The organism is Actinomadura opuntiae (assembly GCF_030283205.1).
GTDB lineage: Bacteria > Actinomycetota > Actinomycetes > Streptosporangiales > Streptosporangiaceae > Spirillospora.
This window is the reverse complement of the sequence record NZ_JASNWF010000026.1, coordinates 15,983-30,620: the sequence shown is the minus strand read 5'-3', so window position 1 is coordinate 30,620 and position 14,638 is coordinate 15,983. Positions and strand designations below refer to the sequence as shown.

14 protein-coding genes and 1 pseudogene are annotated in these 14,638 nt (G+C 74.0%); 10 read left to right on the top strand and 5 right to left on the bottom strand.

Going from position 1 to position 14,638, the window contains the following annotated elements:
- Positions 1-45 precede the first annotated feature (45 nt).
- The 4 genes and pseudogenes from zwf to QP089_RS40810 all read left to right on the top strand — a co-directional run bounded on the left by zwf (position 46) and on the right by QP089_RS40810 (position 4,852).
- Entirely contained in the window at positions 46-1,572 is a 1,527-nt protein-coding gene (zwf, locus tag QP089_RS40825) for a glucose-6-phosphate dehydrogenase (RefSeq protein WP_285919601.1), read from the top strand.
- Positions 1,572-2,492 (top strand): annotated as a pseudogene (gene opcA, locus QP089_RS40820) (glucose-6-phosphate dehydrogenase assembly protein OpcA); the annotation flags it as partial. The gene zwf and the pseudogene opcA, both read left to right, overlap by 1 nt.
- 182 nt (positions 2,493-2,674) lie before the next feature.
- Positions 2,675-3,457, top strand: coding sequence for a 6-phosphogluconolactonase (gene pgl / locus QP089_RS40815; protein WP_285919598.1), 783 nt, complete (start codon positions 2,675-2,677; stop codon positions 3,455-3,457).
- Positions 3,458-3,646: 189 nt separating this feature from the next.
- On the top strand, positions 3,647-4,852 hold the full coding sequence (locus tag QP089_RS40810) for a L,D-transpeptidase (RefSeq protein ID WP_285919596.1): 1,206 nt from the start codon (positions 3,647-3,649) through the stop codon (positions 4,850-4,852).
- On the opposite strand, the gene QP089_RS40805 is transcribed toward QP089_RS40810, so the two are convergent.
- Both QP089_RS40805 and QP089_RS40800 read right to left on the bottom strand, forming a co-directional pair.
- Positions 4,853-5,287, bottom strand: coding sequence for a hypothetical protein (locus QP089_RS40805; RefSeq protein ID WP_285919594.1), 435 nt, complete (start codon positions 5,285-5,287; stop codon positions 4,853-4,855).
- Positions 5,288-5,343: 56 nt separating this feature from the next.
- Positions 5,344-5,976 carry a helix-turn-helix transcriptional regulator gene (locus tag QP089_RS40800; protein ID WP_285919592.1) on the bottom strand — a complete coding sequence of 211 codons (633 nt, stop codon included), beginning with the start codon at positions 5,974-5,976 and terminating at the stop codon, positions 5,344-5,346.
- A gap of 339 nt (positions 5,977-6,315) precedes the next feature.
- Here QP089_RS40800 and QP089_RS40795 point away from each other — a divergent pair, with 339 nt between their 5' ends.
- A complete protein-coding gene (locus tag QP089_RS40795; protein WP_285919766.1) occupies positions 6,316-6,519 on the top strand; it encodes a DUF2249 domain-containing protein in 204 nt (67 codons plus the stop codon).
- Between the two features lie 9 nt (positions 6,520-6,528).
- Here QP089_RS40795 and QP089_RS40790 read toward each other — a convergent pair whose 3' ends face one another.
- Both QP089_RS40790 and QP089_RS40785 read right to left on the bottom strand, forming a co-directional pair.
- Positions 6,529-8,076: an alpha/beta fold hydrolase gene (locus tag QP089_RS40790; RefSeq protein WP_285919591.1), complete on the bottom strand. Its 1,548-nt coding sequence runs from the start codon at positions 8,074-8,076 to the stop codon at positions 6,529-6,531.
- A gap of 11 nt (positions 8,077-8,087) precedes the next feature.
- A complete protein-coding gene (locus QP089_RS40785; protein WP_285919589.1) occupies positions 8,088-9,260 on the bottom strand; it encodes a serine hydrolase domain-containing protein in 1,173 nt (390 codons plus the stop codon).
- A gap of 204 nt (positions 9,261-9,464) precedes the next feature.
- Between QP089_RS40785 and QP089_RS40780 the strand changes: the two genes are divergently transcribed.
- The 3 genes from QP089_RS40780 (at position 9,465) to QP089_RS40770 (ending at position 11,874) form a co-directional block, all read left to right on the top strand.
- Positions 9,465-10,661, top strand: a complete 1,197-nt coding sequence (locus tag QP089_RS40780; protein WP_285919587.1) for a sensor histidine kinase — start codon at positions 9,465-9,467, stop codon at positions 10,659-10,661.
- 71 nt (positions 10,662-10,732) lie between these two features.
- The gene (locus tag QP089_RS40775; RefSeq protein WP_285919585.1) at positions 10,733-11,155 is read left to right on the top strand and encodes a pyridoxamine 5'-phosphate oxidase family protein; all 423 of its coding nucleotides are present in this window, start codon (positions 10,733-10,735) and stop codon (positions 11,153-11,155) included.
- A gap of 53 nt (positions 11,156-11,208) precedes the next feature.
- The gene (locus QP089_RS40770; protein ID WP_285919584.1) at positions 11,209-11,874 is read left to right on the top strand and encodes a response regulator transcription factor; all 666 of its coding nucleotides are present in this window, start codon (positions 11,209-11,211) and stop codon (positions 11,872-11,874) included.
- Here the strand turns inward: QP089_RS40770 and QP089_RS40765 are convergent.
- Positions 11,849-13,378 carry an MDR family MFS transporter gene (locus QP089_RS40765; protein ID WP_285919582.1) on the bottom strand — a complete coding sequence of 510 codons (1,530 nt, stop codon included), beginning with the start codon at positions 13,376-13,378 and terminating at the stop codon, positions 11,849-11,851. The genes QP089_RS40770 and QP089_RS40765 overlap by 26 nt on opposite strands.
- Before the next feature lie 83 nt (positions 13,379-13,461).
- Between QP089_RS40765 and QP089_RS40760 the strand changes: the two genes are divergently transcribed.
- Together QP089_RS40760 and QP089_RS40755 are read left to right on the top strand one after the other, a co-directional pair.
- Complete coding sequence (locus QP089_RS40760; protein ID WP_285919580.1) at positions 13,462-13,917, top strand: MarR family winged helix-turn-helix transcriptional regulator; 456 nt, start codon at positions 13,462-13,464, stop codon at positions 13,915-13,917.
- Between the two features lie 76 nt (positions 13,918-13,993).
- Positions 13,994-14,638 (top strand): TetR/AcrR family transcriptional regulator, encoded by a 645-nt coding sequence (locus QP089_RS40755; RefSeq protein WP_285919578.1) that lies wholly within the window; start codon positions 13,994-13,996, stop codon positions 14,636-14,638.

Sequence of the window (14,638 nt, the reverse complement as noted above, 5' to 3'; positions counted from 1 at the left end):
AGTACAAGTGAGGGTAGGCAAGGTGCGAGAAGAGGGGGCCGCAACGTGACCGACGCAGCCAATCCGCTCCGGGACCCGCGGGACAAGCGCCTGCCACGGGTGGCGGGGCCGTGTGTGCTCGTGCTGTTCGGGGTCACCGGGGACCTGTCGCGCAAGAAGCTGCTCCCGGCGATCTACGACCTGGCGAACCGGGGGCTGCTGCCGCCGGGCTTCTCGCTGGTCGGTTTCGCCCGCCGCGACTGGGAGAACGAGGACTTCCGCCAGATCGCCTACGAGTCGGTCAAGGCGCACGCGCGCACCCCGTTCCGCGAGGACGTGTGGACGCACCTGTCGGAGGGCATGCACTTCGTCCCCGGCGAGTTCGGCGACCCGGGCGCCTTCGACGCGCTGTCGATGGCGGTCAAGGAGCTGGACGAGAGCCGCGGGACCGGCGGCAACTACGCGTTCTACCTGTCGATCCCGCCGAAGTTCTTCCCGCAGGTGGTCGAGCAGCTGCAGCGCAGCGGGCTGGCCGACCGCAAGGAGGGCGCCTGGCGGCGGGTGGTGATCGAGAAGCCGTTCGGCCGCGACCTGAAGACGGCGCTGGAGCTGAACGACACGGTGCACCGCGTCTTCCCCGAGGAGTCGATCTTCCGGATCGACCACTACCTCGGCAAGGAGACGGTGCAGAACATCCTGGCGATGCGGTTCGCCAACACGATGTTCGAGCCGATCTGGAACCGCTCCTATGTCGACCATGTGCAGATCACGATGGCCGAGGACATCGGCATCGGCGGCCGGGCGGGCTACTACGACGGGATCGGCGCGGCCCGCGACGTCATCCAGAACCACCTGCTGCAGTTGCTGGCGCTGACGGCGATGGAGGAGCCGACGTCGTTCAGCGCCCAGGCCGTCCGCACCGAGAAGGCGAAGATCCTGTCGTCGGTGCGGGTGCCGGGCGACCTGACGACCTCCACCGCGCGCGGCCAGTACGCGGCGGGCTGGCAGGGCGGCGTGAGCGTCAAGGGGTACCTGGAGGAGGAGGGCATCCCGGCCGACTCCCGGACCGAGACCTACGCGGCGGTCAAGCTGGAGATCGACAACCGCCGCTGGGCGGGCGTGCCGTTCTACCTGCGCACCGGCAAGCGGCTCAGCCGCCGGGTGACGGAGGTGGCGATGGTGTTCCAGCAGGCGCCGCACCTGCCGTTCTCGCACACCGACACCGAGGAGCTCGGGCAGAACGCGCTGGTGATGCGGGTGCAGCCGGACGAGGGCATCACGGTGCGGTTCGGCTCGAAGGTACCGGGCACCTCGATGGAGATCCGCGACGTGAACATGGACTTCGCCTACGGCGAGTCGTTCACCGAGGCGTCCCCGGAGGCCTACGAGCGGCTGCTGCTGGACGTGCTGATCGGCGACCCGCCGCTGTTCCCGCGGCAGGAGGAGGTCGAGCTGTCCTGGCGGATCCTCGACCCGATCGAGGAGTACTGGGCGAGCCGCGGCGGCCTCGACCAGTACCCGTCCGGGGGCTACGGGCCCGACAGCGCCGACGAGCTGATGGCGCGCGACGGCCGCGCCTGGAGGAGGCTCTGATGAACATCGACCTCACCGGCACCACCACGCGCAAGATCCAGGACGCGCTGACCCAGTCGCGGCACCTGATGGGCGGCCCGGCGGTCGGCATGGTGCTGACGCTGATCATCGTGACGGACGAGTCGGCGCAGTACGACGCGGTCCGCGCGGCGACCGAGGCGGCCCGCGAGCACCCCTGCCGGGTGCTGACGGTGATCTCCCGCGACCCGCGCGGCAACTCCTCCCGGCTGGACGCCGAGATCCGGATGGGCGAGACCGGCCCGGGCGAGACGGTGCTGCTGCGGATGTACGGGCCGCTGGCCGAGCACGCCGACTCGGTCGTGGTGCCGCTGCTGATGCCCGACACGCCGGTGGTGACGTGGTGGCCGGGCGGCAAGGTGCCGAAGTCGCCGTCCAAGAGCGCGCTCGGCAAGCTCGCGACGCGGCGGATCACCGACGCCTACGCGGCCCGCGACCGGCTCGGGACGCTGGCCCAGCTGGCGGAGAACTACAGCCCCGGCGACACCGACTTCACCTGGACGCGGCTGACGTCGTGGCGGTCGCTGCTGGCCGCCGCGCTCGACCAGGACCACGAGGAGATCGTCTCCGGCGAGGTGATGGCCGAGCCGGACAGCCCGAGCGCGGAGCTGCTGGCGGCGTGGCTGTCGATCCGGCTCGGCGTCGCGGTGGGGCGGACGGTCTCGGAGGGCCCCGGCATCACCGGCGTCCGGCTGGCGACGACCGGCGGCGACATCGTGATCGACCGTCCGGACGGGCGGGTCGCGACGCTGTGCCGGCCCGGCCAGCCGGACCGGCAGGTGGCGCTGATGCGCCGGCCGATGTCGGAGCTGCTCGCCGAGGAGCTGCGCCGTCTCGACCCCGACGAGGTGTACCGGGAGGCGGCGGGCCGGTTCGCCAAGGACCTGACCGGCGGCTCCTCCGACGAGGGTGTGGCCAGCGAGCCGTTGTCGGGCACGCAGGAGGCCGCCGCGACGCAGAAGGCGGAGAAGAAGGCCGCGAAGGAGGGCCTGCCCGAGGCGCCGACCTCGTCGGCGGCCAAATCGTCCGCGGCGAAGTCGTCCGGCGGGAAGAGGGCGCCGCGCGGCAAGTCCGCGGGGGACGCGTGACCCCCCCGGCGGTCCTCGTCCACCGCGACCAGGACCTGCTGGCCAAGGCCGCGGCGGCGCGGCTGGTGACGCGGATCGTCGACGCGCAGGCCGCGCGGGGCTCGGCGTCGGTGGTGCTGACCGGCGGCGGCGTCGGCACGGCGGTGCTGGCGGCGCTCGCCGCGACCGGCGCCCGCGACGCCATCGACTGGCGGCGGCTGGACGTGTGGTGGGGCGACGAGCGGTTCCTGCCGACCGGCGACCCCGAGCGCAACGAGACCGGCGCCCGCGCGGCGCTGCTGGACCACGTGGACCTCGACCCGGCGCGGGTGCACCCGATGCCGGCCTCGGACGGCCCGGACGGCGACGACGCGGAGGCCGCCGCCGAGCGGTACGCCGCCGAGCTGCGCGCCGCCGCCCGTCCCGAGGACCACGGCCCGGTCCCCTCGTTCGACGTGCTGATGCTCGGCGTCGGGCCGGACGCGCACGTCGCGTCGCTGTTCCCGGAGATGCCCGCGCTGTACGACGAGCGGCCGGTGGTGGCGGTGCACGGCGCCCCGAAGCCGCCGCCGACGCGGCTGTCGCTGACGCTCCCGTCGCTGTGCGCCGCGCACGAGGTGTGGGTGCTGGCGTCCGGGGAGTCGAAGGCGAAGGCGGTGCGTCTCGGCCTGTCGTCGGAGGCCGGGCCGGTGCAGGTGCCGTGCGCGGGCGCGCGCGGCCGGAAGGGCACGCTGTTCCTGCTGGACCGGGCCGCGGCCGCGGAGCTTCCGCCCGGGATCGAGCGGATCGCCTCCCCCTGAGGCGTTGATCACGTCGCGGCCGGTGCCGCGCGGCGGGGATCGCCGCGCGGCACCGGCCTCCGCGGTTCTTGCGGTTCGATCGCCGACCTGTGCAAAGTCCATGACAAATCCCCGCATCCGCATACCGTGCCGTCGGCGGCGCATAACCTGACGATGACGTTCCGCGTGTCGAGGATGAGGAGATCGGTGATGCGCAAGGGTCGGGCCGCGACGGCGGGTACGGCGATCATCGGGGCTCTGGCGATCTCCGTCGCCGGGTGCTCGTCCGGCGGCGGAGACGGCAAGGGCGGCGGTTCGGGCGGCGGCAAGGCGGCGGACGCCCCGAAGCTGGCCATCACCCCGGCGACCGGCGCCAGGCAGGTGGCGCCCGACCAGCCCGTCACGGTGAAGGCCGACAAGGGCAAGCTGACCGGCGTGACCCTCACCTACGGCAAGAACCAGAAGGCCGACGGCAAGCTGGCGCCGGACGGCAAGTCCTGGAAGTCGGCGTGGACGCTGCGCCCGTCCACCACCTACACGGTCACCGCGCAGGGCAGCGGTGAGGACGGCAAGAAGGTCACCACGACGTCGACCTTCACCACGCTGACGCCCGCCAAGAAGCTGGAGACCGGGATGTCGCCGCTGGACGGCGAGACGGTCGGCGTGGGCATGCCGGTGCAGCTGCTGCTGTCCAAGGCGGTGAGCACCAAGGCCGGCAAGCAGGCCGTGGAGCGCGCGCTGGAGGTCCGGATGTCCACGCCGGTGCAGGGCGCCTGGTACTGGGTCACCGACCGGGAGGTCGACTTCCGGCCCCGCGACTACTGGCCGTCCGGCGAGAAGGTGAAGGTCATCGCGCACCTCGCCGGGCTGAAGGCCGGCGAGGGCATGTACGGCATGAAGGACCGCACGCTGAGCTTCACCGTCGGCCCGAAGCACATCACCACGATCAGCGACGACACGCACCGCGCCAGGGTCACCGAGAACGGCAGGGTGGTGCGGACGATGAAGGTCAGCCTCGGCAAGCCCGGCCACGACAGCTACAGCGGCACGATGATCGCGCAGGAGAAGGCGGCGCACATCGTCATGGACTCGGCCACGACCGGCGACCCGGGCGAGTACCGGATCCCGACGAGCTGGAACGTGCGGCTGACCTACAGCGGGACGTTCGTGCACTCGGCGCCGTGGTCGACGGGCGACCAGGGCGTCTCGGACGTCAGCCACGGATGCGTGAACGCCTCCCCCACCGACGCCAAGTGGTTCTACAACTTCACCAACCGGGGCGACGTCGTCAAGGTGACGGGGACGTCGCGGAAGCTGCAGTTCGGCAACGGCCCGACGCCGTGGGTGAAGTCGTGGGACGAGTGGCTGCAGGGCAGCGCGCTCGGCGCCCCCGTCACCGGCGCCCCGATGAGCTGATCAGCCCGCCGCCAGCGCCACGACGCCGAGGGCCACCAGCAGCGCCACCTTCACGCCCTCCAGCGCGACGTAGACGTAGTGGCCGCGCGACCGGGGCAGGTCGGTCTCCCCGGCCAGCACCCGGTCCGAGCGCTTGTTCAGCCGGGGCCGGACGACGCCCAGCTGCACGGCGAGCAGCACCACCGCGACGGCGGTGAGCACGATCACCGCGGTCGGAGGGCTCCCGACCGCGACGGCCACGGCGACCGCCACGGCCAGCGCGGTCTCGACGAGGTTGAGGGCGCGGAACACGATGCGGCCGATGCCGAGCCCGATCGGGATGCTCACGCCGGGCGCGCGGAACTTCAGCGGCGCCTCCAGGAACGAGATTCCGAGCACCATTCCGAGCCACAGGAAGGTCAGCGCGCCTGCCGTGGCGGCCGCGGTCGAGTTCATGGTCGTCATTCACCTTTCGCGGGGGTCGGTTCGCAGGGGCCGGTCGGCGGGGCGGGTCAGGTGCGCCGGAGCCGGGCGAGGCAGGCGTCGGGCTCGGCGAACGGTTCGAGCGCTTCGGCCTGGAGCGGCGCGTCCAGCTCGGCCAGCGCGCCCCGCATCAGGCCGAGGTGGACGTCGCAGACCAGCGGGCCGTACTCCTCGGCCAGTTCCAGGAACGGGCAGTGCCGCAGCCGGATGACGTCGCCGCCGGGTTCGGGGGCGAAGTCGAGGTCGGCGAGCAGGGCGGTGAGCCGCCCGGCCGCGCCGTCGGCGCTGATCCTGCCGAACGGCGGGGGCCGGTCGACCAGGTAGCGGCCCCATTCGCGGCCGGCGCGCTCGGCCTCGCCGCGCGCCGCCGGTCCGGCCGCGGCGAGCCGGCTGAGCAGGATCTGCGCGAGCAGGCGGTAGCCGCGCGAGCCGCCGCGGTCCATGCCGGGGCGGGCCGTGTAGACGGTGCGGGGCCGTCCGGGGCCGGACGGCCGTTCGAGGGCCCGCTCGGCCGCTCCGTCCTCCACCAGGGCGTCCAGGTGGAAGCGGGCGGTGTTGGGGTGGACGCCGAGCCGCTCGGCGACGTCGGCGACGCCGAGCGGGGCGGCGCTGCCGCGCAGGGCGTCCAGCACCTCGCGGCGGCGGGGGCGTTCGGAGGACACGGCCCTCATCCCCGCCCCGGCCGCTCGGCGATCACGTAGGTCATGGCGTCCCCCTCCGAGTTTCTCCAAATAGTACATGTGAAAATCGTGGTGACCGGGAGGGGCTCCCATGAGCGACGTGTTCATCCAGGCCACCGAGACCGACCCGGCCGTCCGCTCGGCTGCGGAGGTGCGGGGCGTGCACCGGCGGCTGCTCGGCCGGCTCACCGCCCTCGCCGAACGCGAACCCGGCCAGGACCACACGGTCCTGGCCGGGTTCCTGGCCGGTGAGCTGCGCCGCCACCTCGCCGCCGCCGACGAGGCGCTCTACGCGCCCGCGTCCGGCGCGCCGTCCGGGAGATCCCGCGCGGGCAGCGGCATCCGCGGATCTTCGCCCGGTTCGCGCGGCTGGTGCCGGGCGAGTCGTTCGCGCTGGTCAACAACCACGACCCCAAGCATCTGCGGCGCGAGTTCGAGCTGGCGCACCCGTCCGCGTTCACCTGGGACTACGTCGACTCGGGGCCGGAGCTGTGGCGGGTGCGCATCGGCCGCCCCGCGAACTGACGCTCCGGCTCACCGCTCCGGAGCGCAGGTGAGGTCGCGGGCGGGCAGCCGGCCGGTCAGCAGGTACTCGTTCACCTGGCCGGTCATGCAGTCGTTGTCGTAGCCGCGCTGGTAGGGGGCGTGGACGTCGGCGTCCCGCAGAGTGATCATGCGTGAGCCGGGCAGCAGCCCGTGCAGCGCGCGGCTCGCCGGGTAGATCGTGCGGGTGTCGCCCGTCGCCGCGACCATCAGCGCGGGCAGCCGTCCGCCGACCTGGGTGAGGGGCTCGCGCGGTGCGGTGGGCCAGAACGCGCACGGGTTGATCCCCCGGGTGAGCGGCCCGAACACCGGGCTGGTCCTGCGATGCCGCTGGACGGCGCGCCAGTACGACTCCGGGTCGCGCGAGGCCGCCGCGTCCCCGCAGATGATCGCGCTCTGGCCGCTGCCGTAGAGCGACTCGTCGCCGTTCAGCAGGAACGCCAGCTCCTCGTCCAGGTCCTTGGTCGGCCGTGCGGGACGTCCGGCCGCCGCCTCGCCGAACACCCGCACCGAGCCCGCGAGGACGGCCCGCGCCGCGTCCTCGTCGGTGCCGAGGTCGTCGAACAGGACGACCGGGACGATCGAGTCGTCCACGCGATAGCGGCCGACCTCCAGGGGCTTGCGGGCGGACGCCTCGACGATCGCCCGGACCCTGGCCAGGACCTTCGCCCGCGAGTCGCCGAGGCCGTACTCGGCGTTCCGCTTGGCCGTCCACGCGGCCCATCCGGCGAGCGCGTGGTCGTTGGCGCCCTCGGTGCCGGCGAGCAGCGACGGCCCCCAGCGCCTCGGGTCGACCGAGCTGTCCAGGACCGTCCGGTCGAGGCGGCCGGGGAACATCGTCGCGTAGACCGCGCCGAGGTAGGTGCCGTAGGAGGCGCCGTTGTAGGAGATCTTCCGTTCGCCGAGCGCGCCCCGGACGACGTCCATGTCGCGGGCGATGTTGCGGGTGCTGATGTGGGGCAGCACGGCGCCGTTCGTGCGGGCGCAGCGGGCGGCCAGGTCCCCGGCGAACCGGACCGACCGCTCGAACGAGCGCCGGGTCTCCCCCGCGGACCTGATCCAGGTGGCGGTGGGCCAGCCGCAGTCGATCGCGGCGCTGCGGCCGAGCGAGCGCGGGTCCATGCCGATCAGGTCGTAGCGCGGGCCGGCCTTGCCCATGAGGTCGCGCATGTAGGGCGGCATGTCGATGGCGGGGCCGGGGCCGCCGCCGTTGAGCACCATCGTGCCGATCCGGTGCGCCGTGTCGGACGCGGCGAGCCGCGAGATCGCGATCTTGATGGTGCGCCCGTCCGGGCGGGCGTAGTCGAGCGGGACGGTCACGTCCGCGCAGCGGGCGCCCGCCTTGTCCAGGCTCTGCCCCACCTCGTCGTCCGGCCCGAGCGTGCACGCCTTCCAGGCGAGGTGCTGGGAGTAGTAGCGGGCGAGGCCGCCGCCGGCCGGCGCATCCGGCGCGGCCTTCGCCGCCGTCGGGAACGCCGCGACGGTTGCGGCCGCGGCCAGCCCCGTCGCGGCCGTGGCCAGGCTCCTGCTCGTGGTCATGTGGTCTCCGTTCAGCGGTGGTCGCAGAGGGCGGTCTGGACGAGGTTCAGCTCGTCGTCGAAGGCGGCCTGGGTGGTCGGGTTCTCGTTGAAGGCGATCGACGCGCGCCGGCCGCCCGGCGCGACGCCGGCGAGCGTGGTGAAGCCGTCGATGTCGCCTGCGTGGCCCCACCAGAAGCCGCCGCAGCGCAGCGGGGTCCTGATCAGCCCGAGCCCGTAGGCGGCGCCGGGCCAGGTGCGGTCGGGGTCGGTCGGGACGGTCCGCTCCATCTCCGCGAGCAGCGGCGCGGAGAGCAGCCGCCCGCCGAGCAGCGCGCCGAAGAACGCATTGACGTCGCGCGGGGTGGAGATCAGGGCGCCGCCCGCCCAGGCGACCGACGTGTTCATGTCGGTGGTGTCGACCCAGCGGACCGTTCCGTCCTGCTCGACGCGGTCGTAGCCGCGCGGATGCGGGCCCCTGATCCGCGTCCCGTCACCGGGCCAGTAGGTGTCGCGCAGGCCGAGCGGCCGGAGGATCCGCCGCTCGACCTCGTCCTCCAGGCGGTGCCCGGTGACCTTCTCCACGATCATCCCCGCGACGACGTAGTTGGTCGTGGAGTAGTGCCAGCCCGGGCCGGGAGCGGGGAGCCGCAGTGCCCGCCGGACGAGTTCCTCCGGTTCGAAATGCCGGAAGCGGAACTCGCCTGTGCTCCGGAAGGAGTCCATGTGGTCGGGCAGGCCGCTGGTGTGCCGCAGCAGGCTCCGGACGGTGATGGCCCGGCCGTCGTGGCCGCCGCCGTCGATCAGTCCGGGCAGGTAGCGGGCGACCGGCGCGTCCAGCGAGACGCGGCCTTCCGCGGCCAACTGCAGGACGGTGACGGCGGTGAAGGTCTTGGTGATGCTGGCGATGCGCACGCGCGGGTTCGCCGGCATGGGCCGTCCGGTCCGCCGGTCGGCCACGCCGCTCGCGGCCGTCCACGTCCCGCAGCGCGGGTCGTCGATCCGGACGGCGGCTCCGGTCAGCCGGTCGACGTCGGTGATGCGGTGGAGGGCGCGGCCGGTGGCGGAGCGGTCGCCGCATCCGGGCGGTGAGACGGCGTGTGCGGGGGCGGGGAACGCCGCGGCCCCCGCCATCGCGGCGCCCGCGGCCGCCGCCGCGATCGCTCCCCGGACGGTCCGCCGGCGCCTCGGTTCTCGTGTCGTCATGTGCTTCGACGCTAGGCGCGCCCCGGCCGCGGCACAGTGACGCGATCACCCCGGTTCCGCTTCCGGCAGGCGGCACCGGCCGGGTGGGGCCAGCCCCCCTTTCGGGGATCGCCGCGAGCGTCCGGCGGCCGTCGACCAAAGTCGATGCCCGCGCCGACCCTGGGCCGCTCCGGGGCCCGGCGGGGGCTCGCTAGCGTGGGCGGCATGGATCCCGGCCCCGCCTCCGCCGTTCCCCGCCTCGCCGGGCGGCTCGACCTGCGGCGCCCGTGGCGGGACTGGCTCGGCGACCTCGGCGTCACCGCCGGGGCCGCGGCGCTGGGGTTGCTGCTGCTCCAGGGGACGCTGGAGGACCCCACGCCCGGCCAGAAGATCGTGGTGCCGCTGGACCTGTCGGTCGGCGCGGCCTCCCTGGTGTTCCTCCTGCTGTTCCGGCGCCGCTTCCCGGTGGCCGTCGCGGTCACGATGATGGTCGTGCAGTGGACGGCCACGTCGACGATGGGCACCGCCGCCGTCGCCATGTACTCGCTGGCGATGCTGCGCCCCTGGAAGACGCTCCTGCCGATCGCCGGCGCCAACATGGCGCTGATCGTCACGCTCTTCTGGGCCACCTCGCCCCTGGACCAGTTCCGCCAGGGCGCCGTCGTCTTCTGCCTGATCTACGCCGTGCTGATCACGACCGGGATGCTGGTGCGGTCCCGGCGGCAGCTCATCGCCTCCGTGGAGGAGCGGGCGCGCGCCGCCGAGGAGGGGCAGCGGCTGCGGGTGGAGGAGGCGCGGCTGCTGGAGCGCGAGCGGATCGCCCGGGAGATGCACGACGTCCTCGCGCACCGCATCTCGCTGCTGGCGGTGCACGCCGGGGCGCTGGAGTTCCGCCCGGACGCGCCCGCCGACCAGCGCGCCGCCGCCGGGATCATCCGGCAGAGCGCCTACGAGGCGATGGAGGACCTGCGCGAGGTGATCGGGGTGCTGCGCGGCGGCCCCGGCGGCGCGGAGGCCGACCGCCCGCAGCCCGCGCTCGCCGACGTGCCGGACCTGGTGCGCGAGTCGTCCGCGGCCGGGGCCCGCGTCGACTTGGACGACCGGGTCCCCGACCCGGCGAAGGTCCCGGTCCGGGTCGGCCGGCACGCGTACCGGATCGTCCAGGAGGGGCTGACCAACGCCCGCAAGCACGCGCCCGGCGCGCGGGTCCGGGTGACGCTCGACGCGCCGGACGGCACGGCGCTGACCGTCGAGATCGTCAACCCGGTCCCGCCCGGCCCGCCGGCCCCCGCGCTGCCGGGCGCCGGTGCGGGCCTGGTGGGCCTCGGCGAGCGGGTCGCGCTCCTCGGCGGCACGCTGGAGCACGGCCCGACCGGCGACGGCGGGTTCCGGCTGCGCGCCCGCCTCCCGCTCCCCGGCTGACCTCGGACGATGCCGCGACGGCGGCCCGGCGGGGACGCATGGCGGCCGGACTTGCGGGCATGGCCGAGAACATGGCATCTGACTCCGCGCAGCCCGTCCTGGAAGAGCTCGACCGGGAGGAGTGCCTGCGGCTCATCGCGCCCGGCGGCATCGGCCGGGTCGCCTTCGACGACGGCGAGGGGCCGACGGTCGTCCCGGTGAACTACACCGTCGACGACGGGGCGGTGGTGTTCCGCACCTCGCTGGAGGGGCGGCTGAACCGCAGCCTGCTGACGGCCGTCCCGGGCGGGCAGGTCCGGGCCGCGTTCGAGGTCGACCGGATCGAGGAGAGCACCCACGAGGGCTGGAGCGTGCTGGTGCGCGGCGGCGCCCATCCGCTGGAGGGCGAGGAGCGGGCGCGCGCCGCGCGGGTCGACCCGTGGCCCGGCGGCGAGCGGGACGCCTGGTTCAGCCTGGCCGCCCGGGAGGTCAGCGGCCGCCGCCTGCGGCGGTGAGACGGCCGCCTGCGGCGGTGAGGCGGGCGGGCCGGCGGCCCTAGGGTTGGGGGATGGACTCACCGCCCATCCGCGTGCTGATCGTGGACGACGACGCGCTCGTCCGGTCCGGGTTGTCGATGATGCTGGCGGGCGCCGGCGACCTGCGGGTGGTCGGGGACGTCGCGGACGGCGCCGAGGCGGTGCCCGCGGTCAACGAGCACCGCCCGGACGTGGTGCTGATGGACATCCGGATGCCGCGGATGGACGGCCTGGCCGCCACCGAGCTGCTGCGCTCGCGCCGCGACCCGCCGGAGATCATCCTGCTGACGACGTTCGACACCGACGACCACATCCTGCGCGCGATGCGGGCGGGCGCGAGCGGGTTCCTGCTCAAGCACACCCCGCCGCCGGAGATCATCCAGGCGATCCGGCAGGTCGCGGCCGGGGAGCCGATGCTGTCGCCGGCAGTGCTGCGCAAGATGATGTCGTTCGTCGCCGACGCCGGCGCCGATCCGCGCAGGGCCCGCGCGCGGGAGCTGCTGGAGCGGCTCAGCGAGGGCGAGCGGGCCGTCGCGGTCCGGGTGGGGCAGGGCAAGACCAACAGCGAGATCGGCAAGGAGCTGTCGCTCAGCGTCGCGACGGTGAAGGCGTACGTGTCGCGGCTGCTGACGAAGCTGGAGCTGAACAACCGGGTGCAGGTCGCGCTGCTGGTCAACGACGCCGACCTCGACGGGTAGCCGGATCGCCGAGCGGGACGTGCCTGAGCAGCACCGCCGCCGCCAGGCCGATCGCCAGGAGGGGCAATCCGGCGAGGAACAGGTCGGAGAACGCCTGCGCGAACGCCTCGGCGACGCCGTGCCGGACCGGTCCCGGGAGGGTGTCGAGCACCTCGGGCCGGACGGCGTCGCCGAACGCGGGCACCTTCCCCGCCGGGACGCGCCGTCCGATCTCCTCGGCGAACCGGCTGGAGACGATCGCGCCGAACACCGCCATACCGGCGGCGGTGCCGAGCATCCGGGACGCGAACACCCCCGAGCTGGCCGCGCCGAGGTCTCGCCGCGGCGCCGCGTTCTGCGCGATCAGCATCACGACCTGCTGCGACAGCCCGGCGCCGAAGCCGAGGACGGTCATGTAGAGCCCGGCGGTGACCAGCCCGGTGCCCGCGTCCAGGGTGGCGAGCAGGGCGACGCCGACCGCGCTGATCGCCATGCTGGCGGCGGGCAGCCGGTGGTAGCGGCCGGTGCGCGCGATGTACCGTCCGGCGCCCATCGACGCCGCCAGCAGGCCGATCATCATCGGCAGGAGCAGCAGCCCTGACTCGGTCGCGCCCACTCCCCCGACGACCTGGAAGAACATCGGCAGGTAGGTGGCGAGGCCGAAGCCGGTCGCGCCGCCCACCGCGGCGACGACGCAGGCGATGGCGAACGACCGGTCGCGGAACAGCCGCGGCGGGATGACCGCCTCGGCGGCGCGGCGCTCGGCGAGGACCCAGGCGGCGAACAGCACCACCGATCCGGCGGCGAGCGCGAGGATCTCGGGCGCGTCCCACGCGTACCTCGTCCCGGCCCAGCTGGTGAGCAGGGTGAAGCAGGTGACGGCGGCGCCGAGCAGCACGATGCCGGCGTAGTCGACCCGCGGCCGTCCCTCCGGCTTCGGCAGGCGCAGGAACGCCGCGGTCGTCGCGGTCGCGGCCAGCCCCAGCGGCATGTTGACGTAGAACACCCAGCGCCAGGACGCGTGGTCGGTGAGGAAGCCGCCGACCAGCGGCCCGGCGATGCTGGACACGGCGAAGACCAGCGCCGAGTAGCCCTGGTAGCGGGCCCGCTCGCGGGGCTCGAACAGCTCGCCGGTCACCGCGAACATCGAGCTCATCAGGCAGCCGGCCGCCGCGCCCTGGACGGCCCGGAACGCGATCAGCGCGTCCATCGACGGCGCCGCCCCGCACGCCGCCGAGCCCGCCAGGAACCCGGCCAGCCCGGTGAGCAGGACCGGCCGGCGGCCGAACAGGTCGCCGAGCCGTCCCGACAGCGGGACGGTGACGCTGGTGGCCAGCACGTACGCGGTGGAGACCCAGGCGAGCCGGTCCAGCCCGCCGAGGTCGCCGACGATCGTCGGCAGCGCGGTGCCGAGGACCGTCGCGTCCAGCGAGGACATCAGGCCGGCGAGCATCAGCCCGCCGAACACCAGGACCCGGTGCCGGTGGCCCATGGCCGCCGGCGGCGCCGCACGGGTGACTGTCATGTGCACCTCACATTTATATGCTTTGAGCAACTAGATGCTAAGCACAGATATGTGTGAACGGCAACCCAACTAGAGTGGGCGGCATGACCGACGAGGCACTGGACGCCGTCGAGCGGAACATGGTCAAGCTGCGCCGCGGCATGTCCCGGCAGCGGCTCGGCAGGGCGGCGATCCGGGACCACAACCTCCCCGTCGACGTGCAGGTCCTGCACGTCGTCGACGTGGTCGACGAGGGGCCGGACGGCCCCGGCCAGGAGATGAGCGTCGGCCTCGTCGCCGCCCGCCTCGGCGTCGACGCCTCGCGCGGCAGCCGCATCGTCGCCGAGGCCGTCAAGGCCGGGTACGTGCGCCGCGTCGCGTCGCAGGAGGACGGCCGCCGCATCCACCTGGAGCTGACGCCGGCGGGCCGGTCGGTCGTGGAGGCGACCCGCCGCACCCGGCAGGAGCACTTCGCCAAGGCCATGCGCGACTGGACCGACGCCGAGCGCGCCGAGTTCGCCCGCCTCCTCGCCCGGTTCGTCCACGCCTACGAGGGCTGAGCGCGCGGCGCCAATTTGGGGCGTCCATGACCTTTCCGGTCACGGGCCGCTACCCTGCGTGGCTAGGGTCGGGAGTATGAGCGCCGACACCGACGACCTGGATCGGATCATCGACGCCGCCACCCGGCTGTTCGCCGAGCTCGGGTTCGACGGGACGTCCCCGCGGCTGATCGCCGACGCGGCCGGTGTCGACGCCGGCACCGTCACGCGCCTCACCGGCGGCAAGACCGATCTGTACCGCGAGGTGATGCGGCGCGCCACCGACGCAGAGAAGCGCGCCGTCGCCGGCGCGGCGGGCGGGTTCACCCCCACCCGGCAGGGCGTCGAGCGGCTGCTGGACGAGTACCTCGACTTCTACGCCGCGCATCCGGAGTACCTCGGGCTGTGGCTGCACCGCCGGACGGGCGACGCCGCCGACACCGCCGACCTGGAGGAGCAGTACGTCCGCCCGCGGCTCGGCTCGATCGTGAAGGCGCTGCGCGAGGCGGTCTCCGACGATATCGACCTCGACCTGACGATCTGGACGATCCCCTGGGTGATCTCGGGCTTCCTCAGCCAGCGCGCGCTCGGCACGCGCTCCGGCGAGGCCGCCGAGGCCGCCAAGGACGACTCCGACGGCCCCTACCGGAAGATCTCACCGGCCGAGCTGGAGCGTTTCCGCACCCACCTGCACACGCTCCTGGAACGGATGCTCGCCCTGCCCGACGGCCCGGACCGGTGA